Source organism: Leucobacter faecis (assembly GCF_054456635.2).
In genome coordinates this window covers 19,199-37,293 of record NZ_JBTJEP020000008.1, presented here as the reverse complement: position 1 = coordinate 37,293, position 18,095 = coordinate 19,199, and the positions used below count along the sequence as shown (strand labels likewise).

Annotated in this window: 12 protein-coding genes; 1 reads left to right on the top strand and 11 read right to left on the bottom strand. The window is 63.1% G+C overall.

Features of this window, described 5'->3' with window-relative positions; translation table 11 throughout:
- Positions 1-16 precede the first annotated feature (16 nt).
- The 5 genes from ACXR2T_RS08165 to ACXR2T_RS08145 form a co-directional block, all read right to left on the bottom strand.
- Positions 17-1,984, bottom strand: coding sequence for an ABC transporter ATP-binding protein (locus ACXR2T_RS08165; protein ID WP_458838348.1), 1,968 nt, complete (start codon positions 1,982-1,984; stop codon positions 17-19).
- Positions 1,984-3,720, bottom strand: a complete 1,737-nt coding sequence (locus tag ACXR2T_RS08160; RefSeq protein ID WP_458838347.1) for an ABC transporter ATP-binding protein — start codon at positions 3,718-3,720, stop codon at positions 1,984-1,986. Before ACXR2T_RS08160 ends, ACXR2T_RS08165 begins: the two co-directional genes overlap by 1 nt.
- Positions 3,721-3,823: 103 nt before the next feature.
- Positions 3,824-4,201: a 50S ribosomal protein L7/L12 gene (rplL, locus tag ACXR2T_RS08155; RefSeq protein WP_458812969.1), complete on the bottom strand. Its 378-nt coding sequence runs from the start codon at positions 4,199-4,201 to the stop codon at positions 3,824-3,826.
- An 80-nt stretch (positions 4,202-4,281) separates the two neighbouring features.
- Positions 4,282-4,791, bottom strand: a complete 510-nt coding sequence (rplJ, locus tag ACXR2T_RS08150) for a 50S ribosomal protein L10 (RefSeq protein ID WP_458812971.1) — start codon at positions 4,789-4,791, stop codon at positions 4,282-4,284.
- Positions 4,792-5,058: 267 nt separating this feature from the next.
- On the bottom strand, positions 5,059-5,781 hold the full coding sequence (locus ACXR2T_RS08145) for a response regulator transcription factor (protein ID WP_458838346.1): 723 nt from the start codon (positions 5,779-5,781) through the stop codon (positions 5,059-5,061).
- A gap of 173 nt (positions 5,782-5,954) precedes the next feature.
- On the opposite strand from ACXR2T_RS08145, the gene ACXR2T_RS08140 reads away from it, so the two are divergent.
- On the top strand, positions 5,955-6,542 hold the full coding sequence (locus ACXR2T_RS08140; protein WP_458812975.1) for a YqaJ viral recombinase family protein: 588 nt from the start codon (positions 5,955-5,957) through the stop codon (positions 6,540-6,542).
- Positions 6,543-6,757: 215 nt separating this feature from the next.
- Here ACXR2T_RS08140 and ACXR2T_RS08135 read toward each other — a convergent pair whose 3' ends face one another.
- From ACXR2T_RS08135 to ACXR2T_RS08110, 6 genes are all read right to left on the bottom strand, one after another.
- Complete coding sequence (locus tag ACXR2T_RS08135; RefSeq protein ID WP_458838345.1) at positions 6,758-11,500, bottom strand: DUF5979 domain-containing protein; 4,743 nt, start codon at positions 11,498-11,500, stop codon at positions 6,758-6,760.
- 150 nt (positions 11,501-11,650) lie between these two features.
- Positions 11,651-12,205, bottom strand: coding sequence for a PH domain-containing protein (locus ACXR2T_RS08130; RefSeq protein WP_458838344.1), 555 nt, complete (start codon positions 12,203-12,205; stop codon positions 11,651-11,653).
- Positions 12,206-12,210: 5 nt separating this feature from the next.
- Positions 12,211-13,737 carry an SPFH domain-containing protein gene (locus tag ACXR2T_RS08125; RefSeq protein WP_458812981.1) on the bottom strand — a complete coding sequence of 509 codons (1,527 nt, stop codon included), beginning with the start codon at positions 13,735-13,737 and terminating at the stop codon, positions 12,211-12,213.
- Positions 13,738-13,766: 29 nt separating this feature from the next.
- Positions 13,767-14,351 (bottom strand): hypothetical protein, encoded by a 585-nt coding sequence (locus ACXR2T_RS08120; protein WP_458812983.1) that lies wholly within the window; start codon positions 14,349-14,351, stop codon positions 13,767-13,769.
- 173 nt (positions 14,352-14,524) lie between these two features.
- Positions 14,525-17,080 carry an ATP-binding cassette domain-containing protein gene (locus ACXR2T_RS08115; RefSeq protein ID WP_458838343.1) on the bottom strand — a complete coding sequence of 852 codons (2,556 nt, stop codon included), beginning with the start codon at positions 17,078-17,080 and terminating at the stop codon, positions 14,525-14,527.
- Positions 17,077-18,054 (bottom strand): ABC transporter permease, encoded by a 978-nt coding sequence (locus ACXR2T_RS08110; RefSeq protein ID WP_458838342.1) that lies wholly within the window; start codon positions 18,052-18,054, stop codon positions 17,077-17,079. The genes ACXR2T_RS08115 and ACXR2T_RS08110 overlap by 4 nt, the downstream gene beginning before the upstream one ends.
- Positions 18,055-18,095: the final 41 nt, after the last annotated feature.

Below are 18,095 nucleotides of genomic sequence, written 5' to 3'. Positions count from 1 at the left end.
GTATCGCTTTTGTGAATTAATTTGGGGCGTCAAACTGCGCACGGTACAGCTCGCAGTACGGCCCGCCCCGCGCGATCAGCTCATCATGCGTGCCCTGCTCGACGATGCTGCCCGCCTGCATCATCAAGATCGTGTCGGCATCGCGAATCGTCGACAGGCGGTGCGCGATCACGAACGATGTCCGATCGGCCCGAAGCGCACGCATCGCCTGCTGCACGAGCACCTCAGTGCGCGTGTCAACCGACGAGGTCGCCTCATCAAGAATCAGCAGTGACGGGTTCGCGATGAACGCGCGCGCGATCGTGAGCAACTGGCGCTCCCCCGCCGACAGCGCCTGCCCGTTCTCAGCAATCACGGTGTCGTAGCCGTCTGGCAGCTGCCGCACAAACCGGTCGACCATCGTCGCCTGCGCTGCAGCCAGCACGTCGTCGTCGCTCGCGTCGAGCCTGCCGTACCGAATATTCTCTCGGATCGTGCCGTCAAACAGCCACGCATCTTGCAGCACCATGCCCACGTGGCCACGCAGCTCTGCCCGGCTGAGGCTCGTAATGTCTACGTCATCGAGCAGGATCCGCCCACCGCCGAGCTCATAGAACCTCATCACGAGATTCACGAGCGTCGTCTTGCCAGCTCCCGTGGGCCCGACGATGGCGACGGTGTGGCCGGGGCTCGCCTCGAGCGACAGGTCTGCAATGAGCGGCTCGGCGGGGTCGTAACTGAATGAGACGTTTTCAAACACGACGTGCCCGTTCGTGCGCTCAGGCAGGTGGGCGCTCACCTCTTCGGGTTCTTGCTCGTGCGCGTCGAGCAGCTCGAACGTGCGCTCCGCCGATGCGACGCCCGACTGGAGCATGTTCGCCATACCCGCCATCTCGCCGACGGGCTGCGAAAACTCGCGTGAGTACTGAATAAACGCGGTGACATCGCCCAGTGTCATCTGCCCGGCCGTGACCCTGAGTGCCCCGATCACCGCGATCAACACGTAGCTTAGGTACTGCACAAACTGCATTGCTGGCATAATCGTGCCCGACAGCGCCTGCGCCTTATATGAAGCTTCGAAGAGGCCCTGGTTGCGGCGGTCAAACTCGGCCGCCATCTCGTCGTCGCGGTTGTAAATGCGCACCAGCTCGTGGCCTGTGAAGGATTCTTCGATGTGGCCGTTTAGGTCGCCCGTATGCTTCCACTGCGCCACAAACAGTTTTTGCGCACGCACACCCACCACACCCGCGATGATGCCCGATAGCGGCAGCGCAATGAGCGCGATGAGCGCGAGCTGCCACGACACGATGAACATCATCGCGGCGATACCCACCACGGTGAGCACCGACTGGACGAGTTGCGAGAATGCCTGCTGCAGCGCCTGTTGAATGTTATCGACGTCGTTGGTGACGCGCGAGAGCACGTCGCCACGCTGGCGGCCGTCGAAGTAGCCGAGCGGCAGCCTGTTGATTTTCTCTTCAATCTCACGGCGCAGATTGTAGACGATGCGCATCACGAGCTTATTGAGCAGGTATCCCTGCCACCACATCAAAAACGATGCGATGAGGTACAGCGCCAGCACCGTGAGAATGAGCCGCGACAGGTGCCCAAAGTCGATGCCCTCCCCCGGCACAACCTGGGCACCGGCCAGCACATCAGCGAACTTAGTGTCACCCTTCTCACGGGCCTGCGCCACGAGCGTGTCGAGCGGCACCCCCTTGGGTAGCTGCTTACCGAGGATCCCGTTGAAGATCACGTCCATGGCCTGCCCAAGCACCTTGGGGGCGAGCACCGTGAGCACCACCGACCCGGCCACCAACAGTACAACGAATGAGAATAACCACTTCTCGGGCGCGATGAGACCCATGAGTCGTTTCGCCGCAGGCCAGAAATGCTTCGCCTTCTTCGCGGCCTGGCCGCCCCAGTCGTTATTGTCTGGCTGGTAGTCGTCGGGCAGCTCAAATTCGCCCGTGTCGGTGCTTACGCCGGTGTCGCGCTCAGACACTATGCCGCCTCCTCTTCAGACAGCTGCGAGTGTACGATCTCCCGATACACCTCGTTTGTTTCGAGCAGATCCGCGTGAGAGCCGCGCCCCACGATCCGGCCCTCTTCGATGACGAGAATCTGATCGGCGCCCGCGATCGTCGAGACGCGCTGCGCGACGACGATGACCGTCGCGCCGGCGGTCGCGCCGGGTAGCGCCCGTCGCAGGCGCGCATCGGTCGCGACGTCGAGCGCCGAGAATGAGTCATCGAAGAGATAGATTCGGGGCTTTGCCACGAGCGCCCGCGCGACCTGCAGCCGCTGTCGCTGGCCGCCTGACACACTCGTGCCGCCCTGCGAGATGGGTTCGTTGAGCTGCCGCTCCTTCTCGCGCACAAAATCGTCGGCCTGAGCGATGCGCAGCGCCTCCCAAAGATCGGCGTCGCTCGCGTCGCTACGCCCGAACCTGAGGTTCGAGGCGATCGTGCCCGAGAACAGGTAGGGCCGCTGCGGCACGAGCGTCATCACGTGCGCGAGCTGCTCGCGCGTGAGATCGTGCAGCGGGGCGCCGTCGACCGTGATCGCACCAAACTGGGGGTCGTAGAGCCGCAGAAGCAGGCCCAGCAGCACCGTTTTACCCGCGCCGGTCGAGCCAATAATCGCGGTCGTCTGGCCGGGCTCAGCGACGAAGCTAATGTTTCGCACGACCGGTTCTTCGGCGCCAGGAAACCCAAATGTCACGCCCGAGAATTCGACGCGACCGCTTTCAGGGGTGGGGTGCGTGGCCTGCGACGGGAACGCGAGCGTCGACTCTGTGTCAAGCAGTTCGCGTATGCGCTCGGAGCAGACAACGGCGCGCGGAATCATCATGGTCATGAAGACGCCCATCATCACGGCCATAAGAATTTGCAGCAGGTACTGCAAGAACGCGGTGAGCGCGCCCACCTCGACCTGACCGGCATCGACGCGATGGCCGCCAAACCACAGCACCGCCGCGGTCGCAACATGCAGCACCATCATGATCACCGGAAACATGAGCACAAACACGTTGCCAACCCTCACCGAAATCTCGGTGATGCCCCGGTTGGCGACCTCATAGCGGTCTTCTTCAAAGGTCTCGCGCACGAATGCGCGCACCACCCTGATGCCCATGATCTGTTCGCGCAGCACCCCATTAATGTCGTCGACGCGCCGCTGCATCTTGCGAAACAACGGTAGTAGCAGCCACACGAGAAAACTGACGATCACGGCGAGCACCGAAACCGACGCCCACACGAGCCATGACATGCCCGCATCTTCGCGCAGCGCCATAATGATGCCGCCGATCGCCATGATGGGCGCGGTCACCATGAAGTTCAGAGTCATGAGCACCAGCATCTGTACCTGCTGCACGTCATTGGTACCGCGGGTGATGAGGGTGCCCGCGCCAAACTTCGTGGCTTCGAGCGTCGATAGCTGCGACACCTTCTGAAACACTTCGCGGCGCAGGTCGCGGCCAATGCCCATCGAGGAGCGTGCCGCAAAATAGACGGCGATGACCGCGGCGATGACCTGCGCGAGCGACACGATGAGCATGGTGCCGCCCGTGTTCCAAATAAAGGCGGTGTCACCCTTTGCGATGCCGTCGTCAATGATCTTTGCGTTGAGGCTCGGCAGTGTGAGCGCTGCGATCGTGGCCGCAAGCTGCAGCACTACGACGCACGCAATGAATACCCAGTATCGTTTCGCATGTCTGAGCACGAGTGTTATGAGGGCCACGGTGCTCCTTTCTGCCGCAGCCAAGCATACGCAAAAAACCTATAAAAAAAGAGCGGGGCCACTCGAAAGTGACCCCGCCCCAATTCGCAAAGTGCGAAAAAACTTACGCGAGCTTGACGCCTGCGCCTGCCTCTTCGAGCTTCTTCTTTGCTTCTTCAGCTGCATCCTTGCCGACGCCCTCGAGGACGTTCTTGGGTGCTTCCTCAACGAGAGCCTTAGCCTCGCCCAGGCCCAGGCCGGTGATCTCGCGAACAACCTTGATGACCTGGATCTTCTTGTCGCCAACGGTGTCGAGGACAACGTCGAACTCGGTCTTCTCTTCTGCAGCCTCAGCAGCAGCAGCAGGTGCAGCAGCAACTGCAACGGGAGCAGCAGCCGAAACGTCGAAGGTCTCCTCGAACGCCTTGACGAACTCCGAGAGCTCGATGAGGGTGAGCTCCTTGAACTGTGCGAGCAGCTCTTCAGTCGAAAGCTTAGCCATTGTGTATCTCCTTGATGTTTGCCCGGGCGCTTACGCGCCGCGAGCGGATTTTTGTGTACCGATCGGCAAGAGCCGAGTCTTTACGCGTCCTGCTTCTCCTGCAGCGCGCCGAAGCCGCGAGCGGCCTTTGCGGGCAGTGCAGCGAAGAGCTGTGCAGCTCCGACAAGAGCAGCCTGCATGACGCCTGCGGCCTTGGCCAGCAGCACCTCGCGGCTCTCGAGATCGGCAAGCTTGCCTACCTCAGCAGCGGTCAGGGCGTTGCCATCGAAGTAGCCCGCCTTCACCACCAGAAGAGGGTTTGCCTTGGCGAAGTCACGCAGTGCCTTTGCGACCGCAACGGTGTCACCGTGCACGAAGGCGAGAGCCGAAGGACCGGCGAGCTCGTCATCAAATGCGGTGATCCCGGCGTTGTTTGCCGCAATCTTGGTTAGCGTGTTCTTCGCCACGGCGTACGTCGCGTGCTCGCGGATGCTGATGCGGATATCGCGCATCTGTGCAACCGTGAGACCGCGGTACTCAGTCAGCAGAACGGCGCTCGACTCTTCAAACTTGCGCTGAAGATCGGCAACCGTAGCGTCCTTTGTAGCCATGGCGCTCCCTAGCTTGTCGTACCCGTTCGGCGAGTGCCGAGCGGGGGCCGCGCCGCACGAAGCAGTTTCATCGTGGAGTCCCACAAAAACAAAAAAGCTCCGGCGCGCACGCACGGAGCTTCAATCTGCTCGGGATCGATGATCCCTCACTCAAGGAGTCTCGCACCTGCGCTGGTCTTCACTTGCGTGAACGTTCTGAGAACCTTGCGATTCTTACCGGCGGTCTATGGCCAGAGACAACTATAGCATGGATTTGCAGGTTGTGGGTCAGCCGGCGGGTTTGAGCATGTAGCCTGCCCCGCGCACGGTGTGCAGCATCGGCTCGCGCCCGGCGTCAATCTTCTTGCGCAGGTACGAGATGTACAGCTCGACCACGGTCGACTTGCCTTTAAAGTCGTACGCCCACACTCGGTCAAGAATCTGAGCTTTAGACAGCACACGCCCCGGGTTGCGCATCAAGAAACGCAATAGCTCGAACTCGGTGTTGGTGACGACGATCGTCTCGCCAGCGCGCTCAACGTCATAGCTATCTTCGTTCAGGGTCAGGTCTCCCACGCGCAGCACCGGATCAGGGCGCTCGGCGAGGGTAATCTGCGAGCGGCGCACAAGGCCGCGCAGTCGAGCAATGAGCTCTTCGAGGCTAAACGGCTTCACGACGTAGTCGTCGCCGCCAGCGGTCAGGCCATTGACACGGTCTTCAACCGAGTCAAGAGCGGTAAGAAACAGAACGGGGCACATGTCGCCCGCCCCGCGAATACGCGACAGCAGCTGCATGCCATCAAAGTCAGGAAGCATAATGTCGAGCACCGCGACGTCAGGCTCAAAAGTACGCATCTTTTCGAGTGCGTCTTGGCCGCTTGCGGCCGTCTGCACCTCCCAGCCCTCATAGCGCAATGCCATAGAAACCAGTTGGGTGATCGAATCTTCGTCATCGACCACCAACGCGCGAACTTTTCCCCCATCGACTCGTGTCAGTGTATTGGTACTCATGTTCTTAGACTCCTCCTATCGACTGTACAAGGGCTGAACACGTGCACACTCTCCAAACTGGTACCGCGTGCGCGAGACGACAGTTGCTCTGCGACTTGGGCACCTGCGAGCGACTGTGAGCGGCTGTGAGCGGCTGTGAGCCGGGCGCCTTCGTGTCGTGGCAGACTGGACGGGTGTTCTCTCCTGCCCCCGCGCTCACCAACCGCATTGTCACCGACGGCAGCAATCACGAAGCGTGGATGCACGCCCGGTCCCGCGGCATCACCGCGACCGACGTTGCGAAACTGTCGACGCCGCGCTCGATTGAGACGGCCGCCCAGGCAAAACTTTTTGGTACGGGCTTCGCGGGCAACGCATTTACTGACCACGGACGCGCACGCGAGCCCGAGATCGCCGCGTGGGTGCAGCAGGGGTACGGCATCATGCCGAGCCATGCACTGTTTCACTCTGAGCTCGACGTGCGACATCTCGCAACCCCCGACGGCGTTGTGCAGCGTGAAAACGGTGCCATCGAACTCGCAGAGATTAAGACCACTAATAAGGAGTGGCGCACAATCCCCCGCCATTACCTACGCCAAGTGTGGTGGCAGCAGTATGTGCTCGGGGCAGAACGCACGTTAATGGTGTGGGAACGGCATGAGAATTTTGTACCGGTGGGTGATCCCGAGTGTCGCTGGATCGACCGCGACGAGAACGAGATCGCACGGCTCGTGAACATGGCGGGCCAGCTCATCGACGTGCTGATTCAGCGCACGACGTAGCCTTCGCGCAGGTGCGCACCTCCAGCCTTGATCCTGCGTCTTCGCTCGCAAGCTCGCTACGCGCAGGATGACGGGGCGAAACGCACCGCGCGGGATGACGGGGCGAAACGCACCGCGCGGGATGACGGGGCGAAACGCACCACACACAAACGCGCGAGGGCTGGTGACAACGGGCTTCCCGTCATCACCAGCCCTCGCGCGTCAGCGCCTAGAGGCTATGCGTTACGGCGGCGGCGCAGCAGCAGCCACACGCCAGCAGCCGCGAGCACAGCACCCAGCGCTGCAAGCAGGCCGAAGCCGGCTGCACCCGTGACTGAGAGGCCACCGTCTTGCTCAGGCGAGTTCTCGCCGTCACCGGTTCCTTCTTCGTTCGGCAGCTGGCCCACGGGAGCCTTCGAGTACTCATTTGCAAGCGAGAGCGCTACGGTCGATCCGGCCTCGCCCGTGACGCGCACGACAGCGGTAATGCCGTCGGCCGTGACCGTTGCGGACTCGCCTAGGCTCGTCCACTCGGCCGACTGCCACTTCGTGGCGCCGGTGTCGGGCAGCTTGCCCTCAACGATCGTCACGTCGGTGCCAAACGCGACGCCGTCGATGACGGCGGCCTCGTTGGCGGTGAGCGTGAGCTCGCGCTCCTGCTGCTTGCCCTCGAGGTCGGTCCACGTCGCGGTGACGGGGAACTTCGCATCCTTGGCAACCTCAAGAGCACCCTCACCGACAAGCGTCTTAGTGATCGACAGGTTACCCGTCGTGGCGGTCGCCGCGTTAGTGACCGTCACCTCGGTGTCGAGCGCAGCGCCAATCGTGAGCTCTGCCACGCCGCCAGCCGCTGTGGTGACCTGCTCTTCGCTCCAGGTGGGGGTCGCCCACGAGAAACGCTCTGAAGCAGCCAGAGGCGCCTCGGTCAGTACGACCGTGGTGTTGTAGGGCAGCATCTCGCCAAACGGCATGCGAGTGCCGTCGGTCGGCAGCTCGATGTTCTTCGACTGTTCTGCCTCGCCGTCAAACCAAGTCGCCATCACAGAGACCGACTCGGGAACATCGGCGTCGTCGAGCGGCACGCCCACGACCTTCTTCGCCAGGCTGAAGGTGCCCGGCGCCCAGTTCGCCTCGTTCGTCACGGTGATCAGGTCAACGGTTCCGTCTTCTGACGACACGACGAACTCTGCCGCGTCATCGGCGGTGCCGGTCACGCGCTCGCCCGCGAAGGCGATCGCGCCCCACTCGACGCCCGCAACTGCGGGGCGCTCGAGCTCGGTGAGCGTGACGACGGTACCCGCGGGCAGCTGCTCATCGAGCACGGTGGGCTCTGCGGCGTTGATCACCAGGTCGGTGTGCTGCTCGCCCTCGCCGAGATCCCACGATGCGCGCACAGTGAACTCGGTCGCCGCGTCAACCTCTGCCGCTGCCGCACCGGCAAGCTGCTTGATCAGGCTGATACCTGCCGTCGAGGTCGCTGCGTGGTTCTCGAGCGCGACGCGAGCGTCGGCATCGCGACCGATGGTCACGGTCGCATCGCCTGATTCGGTGAGCGCGACGCCGGTTCCTGACCAGGCGGGAGCTGCCCACGCGATGCCGGATCCGTTGGCGAGCGGGGCCTCGGTGAGTGTCACCGCAGTGCCAATGAGCAGCTGCTCGCCAAACGCGACGGGGGTGCCGTCGGTCGGAACGGTGAGCACCTTTTCTCCGCCATCCCAGGTCGCCGTCACCTGGACAGCATCGGGTACGGCCGGGTTCCCGGCTTCTGCACCGGTCACGCTCTTCACAATGTCAAACGTGCCGACGGTGCGCTCGACCGAGTTGGTGACCGTGATCGTCGGTGCGGTGACGAAGTGATCCTCGGTAACGATGATGCTCTCGGGTGAGATCACCGGTGCAGCCCAGGTGAGCAGGTCGGTGTCGACCGGCTTCGCTTCGCTAAAGCTGACCGTCGCGCCAACGGGCAGGTTGCCGAGCTCGGTCGCCTCGCCCGGCTTGACGGTGACAACGCGATCCGGCTGGGCAGCTGCGTCTTCACCTAGAGCGGTCGTATCGATCTTCGCCGTGACCTGGTAGCCATCGAGCGTCACGAGATCGGCCGCGCCGCCCTCGAGCTGCTTCTCGATCATGACGCTCGCGACCGATGCGCCCGCATTGTTGACGAGCGAGACGCCTGCAGCGTCGGTCTCGCCGACAGTGATTGTCGCCTCACCCTCCTTCGAGGTTGTGACACCCGCCCCACTCCATTCTGGGGTGGCCCAGGCGATGCCGTTCGCGTCGGTGAGGTTCTGCTCGGTGAGTGTCACCTCGGTGCCGCGGGGCAGCTGCTCGCCAAAAGCGAGCGGCGTGCCGTCAGTGGGCACATTGAGCTGCTTCGAAGCAGGCTTACCGTCGACCTCCCAGGCCGCCGCGACCTGCACAGAGGCTGGCACTGCCGAGTTGTCGGACTGCACGCCGGTGACGGTCTTCGTGATATCGAAGGTCGCGACGGGCACGATGGTAGCCGTACTAGTGCCGATCTTATTGACGATCGGTGCGGTGGCGTCGGTGATCTTCACCGAGAAATACGTGACAATCGGCTTGCCAGCTTCGAGGCGCGTACCTTGCTTCTGCACGAGCTGCACAACGCCATCTGCGTAGCGAGCCTGAATGTTGCCTTCGAGGTCAACCGGACCGTTGGACGCGTTTGCGCCAGTACCGGCGTCGGCTTCGCTCACGAAGCCAAGAAACTCAGTCTGTGCCGGCAGCACATCGTTCACGTCGGTAATCGTGACGCGGTTGAAGCTACCGTGCGGAATGAACTCTACGCGGTAGGTGTACACGTCATTAATCAGGTTTCCTGCAGCGTCGAGCTGCGCGGGAACCGTCTCGACCCAGTCTTGTGCCGTGGCGTCGTAGACGCGCTTGCGCACTTCGGCCTCGTCACCGTACGAGGTGGACTCGGCGCTCGTCTCACTCCAATAGAGCGGCTCATCGTTCGCACCAAACAGCGTCGCCCGGTTCTTGAGCGTGTGACTTTCTTTACCCTCAAACGGGTAAGTCTGCAGGTGGAGCGCTGCAGTGAAACGTTTGTCTACGCCACGGCTTGTGACAAGTGCTTTGCCTGCGTCGCTCAGCCCGATGACAACGTTACCTTCGCCATCTTGACTCAGGTCGAAGTGTGACTTTTCAAGCTTTTGGCCGTCGTAGGTGCCCTCAAGTTTCAGCAATGACAGGTCAGAGAGATCAAAGATTGTCGTATCTACATAGTCGACAAGCTTGCTCGTGCGCAGGTCAATCTTTTTGCCTGCGGCCAGCGCAAAATCGTAGCGCGCGTTCACTCGATCGCCAACCTCGATCGTCGCGTCTTCGAGCTTGCCCGTCTTCGCGAAGGTCTTCGAATCGTTCAGGCCGTCGTCGGTTTCGGGCAGCACGATCGGGTAAGAGCTGTAACCCGAGGTGAGCGGATCGCTACCAAGCTTCCAGTGATACGACGCGACGTTACGAAACTCGTATGCCTGTGCATCAAGCACGGCGGTCTGGCCGCCGACCGGCTTCAGCGCGGCGACAGAGTTGAGCTGTGCCTTCACCTTAATCTGTGCGTTCGTGTCTTTATGCTTACCCACGTTGATGAGCAGCTTCTGGCCGTCAACGCAGTACTTGCCGACGTATGCGTCAGTTGCAAAGTCACCGGCAGAACCACAACTAGCGAGCCCGTCGAGCGTGAGGCCCGCGCCTGCAACCGTTACGAACTCTGCATCGTCGGTCAGCCAGGTTGCACCCGCGACGAGGTGATCTTCGATGACCACGTTGCGCGTGAGCGTGAAGTGTTCATTGCGGTCGTCCCACTGGCGCAAATCGGCCTTGAGGGTGTAGGTAATCGGTGCGGGGGTGAGCAGATTTCCATCTGCGTCTGCGCGCACTTCCTGGTGCTGCCAGTTGGCACTCTTCGAGAAACCGTTGCCGGGGGTCGCGCCAGCGATGCTGCCGCCCACCGTCACTGTAGCCGTCTTGGTCACCTCACCGAACTTGGCGGTGTTGGTGAGCGAAGTGTTGAACGCTCCGGGCACGCCCTTGCGGTCATCGTGTGCCTGCTGCAGCAGCTTCTCGATAGCCTGCTTCGCGGTTGCGTCAGTGATCTTCACGCTATAGCTAATCTTCAGCTTTGAGGGCGCTGCAAGGTCGCGCGTGTATCTGAACGAATTGCCTGTGATCGCGGGGACGATCGGTGATGAAGTCACCGTGCGGTTCATGCCGTCGGCGTCCCACGTTGTGAGTGATTCATTGAAACTGCCAGCCACGTACGAGAGCCCCGTTGGTAGCTGGTCAGAGATTACAAAGCCCGAGCGTGCGGTTGCTGAGTCAACATTGAGGGAGTAATTGATGACCTTGTTCAGCACGTCGTCTTTGAGCGTCACGACGCCATTTGTCACAACCACGAACCCGTTCAGGTTTTTGGTGTCAACACCCTTCGAAACAGCATCTGTCACGTTGGCGAACTCGTCGTTCTTAGCTTTAATGATGACGTCAAGCTCGGTGGTATCGCCGTCGAGTGTCCAAGAAACCTTGGTCATTTCACTCTTCGTGGTTTCTGCAACCGTGAGCTGCAAGTCGAATATGCCTTGGTCGACATTGATCGTGTCATTGAACGTGATCGTTACTGTGTTGCCGTCCTGCGAGATACTCTTGATGGCCGAGTTCCCCTTGGGTACGCCAGTTACCACCAGGTTGTCGCTCACCTCAAAGACCGCGACGCTGCCCGGGCGCAGTTCGCTGCTGTACTGCGTGGACAGGGTGAGTACGTCACCCGGGGTAAGCACCGGCGCATTGCCCTCTACCGGATTTCCATTGAATGACAGCGTCGATGAGAGGCCCGGCGTCGCCGCAAATGCGGCGGGCACGGCTCCCACCAAACCGGTAAACGCGACAGCGAGGGCGGTAACTACCGCGAGTACGGCTGTGCGCACCCTCTTCACTCCCGCGTGATGTGTGAACAACACGATTGCACTCCCCAATTCCATGAACGAAACGCGCACAAAAAAGCGCCGCACGAGTCTGGAATATCGAGAATCGTGGGCGCTTAATCGACGACGGCTAAACAGGCAAACACTACACCTGATGCACACACTATTCCAAATCGGGCTAGCTTCCTACACCCCAAAGAACCCCTGCGTGCGCGTTGCGTGCGCATAATTGCGTTCCATCAGGTCTTGCAGCGCTTCTGCTACAACCGCTGCACCGGGCACGTCGCGCACCATCACGCTTTCGTTGCCCACCAGCAGCACGATGTCACTCGACCCCCAGAGTCGCTGCATCGGGCCACGTCGGGTGCGCACTTCACGCACGCGACTCAACGGCACCTCTGATCGGTGCCGCACAAAGAGGCCGCTGCGCACGATCACGCGACGCGAGGTGACGGTGGTGCGATGGGTGAGCCACGACAGCAGCGGCAGCAGCCCCACGAGCAGCACGAGCACAACCGCACCGATGCCCGCGAGCGTGTTCATCCAGGCAGCGGGCAGCGTGCCTACCCAATAGCCGGTCGCCGCCGCAACAGCCGCGACCAGCACGACGGGTAGCAGCAGCCTGCGGCCGTGAGGTCGCACGCGCAGCACCACAGCTTCGGGTTCGGCAAGCTGCGGCGGCGGAGGACCGAGCTCGCGCTCGACCTCCGCCGTCACCGAAAGGTGCCTGCGCTGTGCCATACCTCTTATTCTGCTGCGTCGTCGCTGGGTTCTGTCTCAGCGTCAGCCTCCGGGGCTGAGGCGATGCCCGCTTCTGAACCGACAGAGCGAGCCTGGAGACCAGCCTCGGGCGCAATCGGGTCGTCGCCGCGCGACGCTCGGCCCGCTGCTGCACCGGCCGCCGCGCCGCCGGCCACGCCGTTCAGCATGCCGACGAGGTCGATACCAACCGTGTCTTTGGCCATTTCGAGCAAGCCCTTGATGTTGCCCATCGCGTCGCCCGCGACCTTTGAAGCGCCGTCAGCAGAGACAACAGTCATGTTGTCGATTGCACCGATCGCGCGCGCGTACTCGGTGGCGATCGAGGGCAGCAGGTGAATCAGCTCTTGCGCGAGCACCGCCTCAGACTGCGTCTCGAGCGCCCGTGCACGAGCGTCGATCGCGGCCGCCTCGGCTGTACCCTTTGCCTCGAGTGCGGCAGCCTCTGCGCGGCCCTCGGCCTCGAGCGCTTCAGAGGCAGCGATACGAGCCGCACGATTTGCGAGGCCCTCACGCTCGATCGCCTGCGAACGGCCCTCGGCAGCCGAGATTGCAGCGGCAGCGTCTGCCTTCGCGAGCGCCTCGACCTTGTAGGCCTCGGCCTCTGCAACCGCACGCACATCGGCGTTCAGCTGCTCGGTGCGCAGCGCGACCTCTCGCTGCGCGGTAATCTGCTGCTGCTCGACGATCGCCTGCTGCTGGATCGCCTGCTCGAGCGGCTCGGCCGCCCCCGCCTGCGCGTTGGCCTTATCGGTCTCGACCTGGATCTCGGCCTGGCGCAGCTTGAGTTCGCGATTGCGATCAAGCAGCACCTTCTCGGCAGCGATCTTCGCTTCCTGCGACGCCTGGTAGGCGTTCGTTTCGGCGATATCGGCTTCCTGTCGCACCTTCGCTGCCTCGGGGCGACCGATGTTGGCGATGTAGTCTGCGCCATCGCGAATCTCTTGAATCTGCAGCGTATCAACGACGAGGCCCTGCTTGGTGAGCGCTTCCTCTGCCGCTTCGAGCACGCTCTGCGCGACAACGGCGCGATCTCGAATGATCTGCAGCACGGTGAGGCCACCGATGATCGAACGCAGTGAACCCGAGAGCACCTCTTGCGTCGATTCGTCAATCTCGTCTGAGTTTGAGAGGAAGCGCTGGGCTGCCGCCCGGATCATCTCTTGCGACCCACCGACCTTCACGACCGCGACGGCCTGCGCCTGCATGGTGATGCCATCGGTAGTCTGCGCCTCGGTGGTGATCGACAGCCTGCGCGAGCGCAGCGAAATCGAGAACGACTTCTGTACAAACGGTACGACGAATACGCCGCCGCCCGTCACTACCTTTTGGCCCGAGAGGTCACGCGAACGGTTGCCCGCCGCGTCAACCACCTCCTTACCCTTGCCGCCGGTGACGATGATCGCCTCGTCGGGCTTTGCGATGCGGTAGCGCTTGATGATGACGAGCGCCACGAGCACAAGCGCGATCACCGCGCCAAATATGCCGACAATCGCCGGGCTTGCGAGGAACATGTATTCTCCGTTTCGGTGTTGCGGTGGAACTACGGTGTGCCAGGCTCTGGCGGTTCAGTCTGTTCGGTCTGCTCGGTGGTGTCTGCTTCGACTCGCACCGACGTTGATGTGATCACCTGCACAATGCGCACTGCAGCACCGCGCGCGACCGGAGCGGCAGACGAGGCCGCGAGCGAAACCCGCTCGCCGTGGCGCGTGAGCGCAACCTCGCCAAGCCCGCCCTCTGGAATGGCGAGTACCACTGACGCGGTTTTGCCGACCAGTTCGTCTTCGCTCACGGCGGTAGTTGACTCGGCGCCGCGTATCAGCTTCGACAACCACCATGCCGCGGCCCCTCCCAGGAGCCCGGCGAGCGACCCCAGCACTGCGGCTACGGGGGTGGGGGTGCCCGCCCCCACACTCGCGAAGGCGGTGAAACCAAAGATCGCCGTGAACGCGGCGATCGAGGTGAGGCTGAGCGGGCCGTCACCAAAGTCGAAGGCGTCGAAAATGCCGTCAAGCAGCAGCGAAATGAGCAGCAGGATCGCCCCGATGACGCCGATGATCAAGAAGATCCCGCCCGCGAGAAGCGAACCGTCGATCAGTCGTTCGATCCAGTTGAAGATGCCGTCCATGTCGCCTCCTAGCGAGGGTGTCGTTTAAGCGTATCAACGGGGGTAGCCGCGGTGGCCACCAACCCGAGTATATGAAAATATGCGCGACTACTTCCGTCTAAGACTGGCCCAGAAGCGGAATTCGTCGCGCATATTTTTCTTTCGCCATGCGGCCGGGCGGCAGCGGGCGGCTGCTACAGTCTCGGGACTGCTTCGAGCAGAGATCTTCCGTAGGCCGAGCGCGGGTGCGTAAAGAACTCGGGCCCACCCGTTTCTTCGACGCGGCCCGCCCGCATCACGAGCACGCGGTCGCACAGCTCGTGCACGACCGCGAGATCGTGCGAGATAAACACCAGCACCAGCCCGAGATCATGTCGAAGATTTTGCAACAGCGCCAGTATCTCGGCCTGCACCGACACATCGAGGGCGCTCGTCGGCTCGTCGGCGACGAGCACGCGCGGCCCCGCCGCAAGCGCCCGGGCGATAGCCACCCGCTGGCGCTGGCCGCCCGAAAGTTCGTGGGGGTAGCGGTGGGCGAGATCCGGGGCCAAACGCACGCGCTCGAGCAGACCGTGCACAGTGCCGAGCTGCACAGTGCCTAGCTGCACAGCGCCTGACTGTACAGTGCCTGACGGCTCAGCGGCGCGCAGCACCTCAGCGAGTGCGTCGCCCACGCGCATGCGCGGGTTGAGTGAAGACGCGGGGTCCTGCGGCACCAGTTGAATCGCGCGGCGCAGCGCGGCCGGGCGCAGGCTCGGAGCGAGTGGCAGCGTCGCCCCGTCGAGCAGCAGCTCGCCGCGGGCAAGCCCCAGCTGCCCCACGAGCGCCCGAGCGAGAGTGGTTTTGCCTGAGCCCGATTCGCCGACGATGCCGAGCGCTTCGCCCTGCGCCAGGGCGAAGGTGACTCCGGTGACCGTGGGATCCCCCGCACCATAGGCGACTGCGACATCACGCGCGGTGAGCACGGCACGCGCGCTTGCCGTATCGGCTGACGTGGCGAGCAGCGGCGCCTGGGCCTGCGAGATCGGGGCAGCTGGGAGCGCGGGTATAGTCGGCACCGCTTCAATCAGCATGCGGGTGTACTCAGTTTGAGGGGCGTGCAGCACGGCCTCTGTCGGGCCCTGTTCGACAACCTCACCTTCGCGCATCACGAGCACTCTGTCGCACATCGACGAGACGACGGCAAGATCGTGGCTCACAAACACAAGCGTGAGCCTGCGCGAGCGTCGCAGCTCGCGCAGCAGGTCGAGCACCTCGCGCTGCACGGTAACGTCGAGCGCCGTAGTTGGCTCATCGCACAGCAGCACCGCCGGGTTCGTGGCGAGTGCGATAGCGATGACAACCCGCTGCCGCTGGCCGCCCGAAAGCTGATGCGGGTAAGCGCGCGCCACGCGCTCCTCGGGCAGGTGCACGAGCGCGAGGAGCTCGCGCACACGCTCGGACGTAGCGGTGCGGCGGCGTGAACGCTGCGCTGCCGTGCCGTCGGCGGCACGGTCGGCGGCACGGTCGGCGGCCCCGTCGTCGGCACGACCGGCTGCCTGGTCGGCTGCACGCACGGCCTCAGCCAGTTGCGTGCCCACCCTGGTAAGCGGATCGAGCGCGGTGAGCGGGTTCTGAAACACCATGCCGACTCGGCCGCCTGCGCGCGCTTCGCCTGCCGCGACCGCGGTACCCGCGGGCATTAACCCGAGCAGCGCGCGCAGCGTGAGGCTCTTACCCGAGCCCGACTCCCCCACTATTCCGAGTGCCTCACCTGCAGCGACGTCGAAGGAGACACCGCGCACGAGTGCGGCATCACTGCCAGCGCTAATGGTGAGATCGGTAACGAGTACACGGCCCGGCTCAGTGGCAGAAGAGTTTGGTATTGATCCGGCACGCGCGTGACCGGGTGATCCGGGTTCCCCAGGGTCGCCCTTCACGCGCAGCGCGTCGCCGAGGCCATCTGCCGTCAGCGACAGACCGATGCCGGTCACAACGACCGCGAGACCGGGCAGTGCCGCGAGCCACCACTTCGTTGTTACAAACGGCTGGGCGTCGGCGATCATGGTGCCCCAGTCAGGTGTCGGCGGTTGCATGCCGAGACCGAGATATCCGAGGGTCACGATCGCGACCATGATCAGCAGCACCTCGTTCATGAACAACACGATGGCCTGCGGCAGCACATTCGGCAGCACATGGCGCACGAGTACGCGCGCGTGCGAGAGCCCGGCGCCGCGGGCCGCGTGGATCCATTCCTCTCGGCGCATAGAGGCCGTAAGTAGCCTGATCACTCGTGCATATCCCACCCAGCCCACGAGCGCAAAGGTGACCAGGATGCCAGCAGGCCCAGCCCCCAGCGCAAACGCGATCGCGATCACAAGCACGTAGAACGGAAACGCGATGACCGTGTCGACGACGCGCGAGATCACCCAGTCAGTGCGCCGCCCAAAATAGCCCGCCATGAGTCCGACTGTGACGCCGACGATGAACGGTGCGACGGCCGCGGCCAACGCGAGCGCGAGATCAGTGCGCGCCGCGTACAGCACCCGCGAGAACACGTCACGGCCCAACTGGTCAGTGCCAAACCAGTGCCCGGGCGACGGCGGCAAGAGTCCACCGGTCAGATTCTGTGCTGTGGGCGAGTGCGGGGCGAGCCACGGCGCGGCAATGGCCGCGACCGCAAGAAGTCCGAGGAGGCAGACACCAGCGATCAGCGTGCCGGATCGGCGGGCTCTGGCCCAAAACGTCTGCGGCCGCCATTCAGTGTTCATGCCCCGGCTCCCCTGAGACGCGGGTCAATGAGTGCGGCGAGCCCGTCGACGGCGAGAGTGATGAGCACAACGGCAACCGCGCAGTAGAGCGCAATGCCCTGCACAACAGGAAAATCGCGGCTGCCGATCGATTGAAACAGCAGCGTGCCCACTCCATTGATGCCAAATACCTTTTCCACGACGAGCGTGCCGCCGATGAGGTAGGCCACGTTGACACCAAACAGCGCGAGCGTGGGGAGAGCGGCGCCCCTAAGAATGTGGCGCGTGAGAATGGTGCGCTCGGGAACGCCCGCGGCTCGCAGCGTCGTCACAAAGTCGGCGTCGACGACTTCGAGCAGCTGCGCCCTGAGCGACCGCACGAGCGGTGGCACCAGTGAAATCGCGACGGCCAACGCGGGCAGAATGAGGCTCCACAGCGTGCCGCCTGGCCCGGGCAGCACGCCACCCACCGGAAACCAGCCGAGCTGCACAGCGAATACGATGATCAGCAGCAGACCGATCCAAAACATCGGCATGCCCATGCCAACGGTCGGAATGATGCGCACCAGTTGATCGGCAAGACCCCCGCGCCGCCGCGCCGCCGCGAGCGCGAGCGGCACCGTTAGCGCCACCGCAAACAGCACCGCGAGGGCAACGATGCCGAGGCTGATGGGCGCTTTGGCCAGAATCACCTCGCGTGTCGAGACCCCGGTAACGAGCGAGTCCCCCGTGTCGAAACGGGTGACCACGCCAGTCACAAACCTGCCAAACTGCACCGCGAGCGGCTCATCGAGGCCCATCTGGGCACGCAGTTTGGCGACCTGCTCTGGCGTCGCCCGATCTCCCAAGATCATGGAGGCTGGGTCGCCGGGCACGAGGCGCAGCAGAAAGAACACGGCCACTACGACGCCCACCATTACGGGGACGACTGTCGCAAGCGTGCGAACGACCGCGCGTGCGGCTGCACGCGCGGTCGACCACCTCTGACCTCTCACTCGGTACAAGGTACTACCGATGGGACCATCGGCGCAGCTGC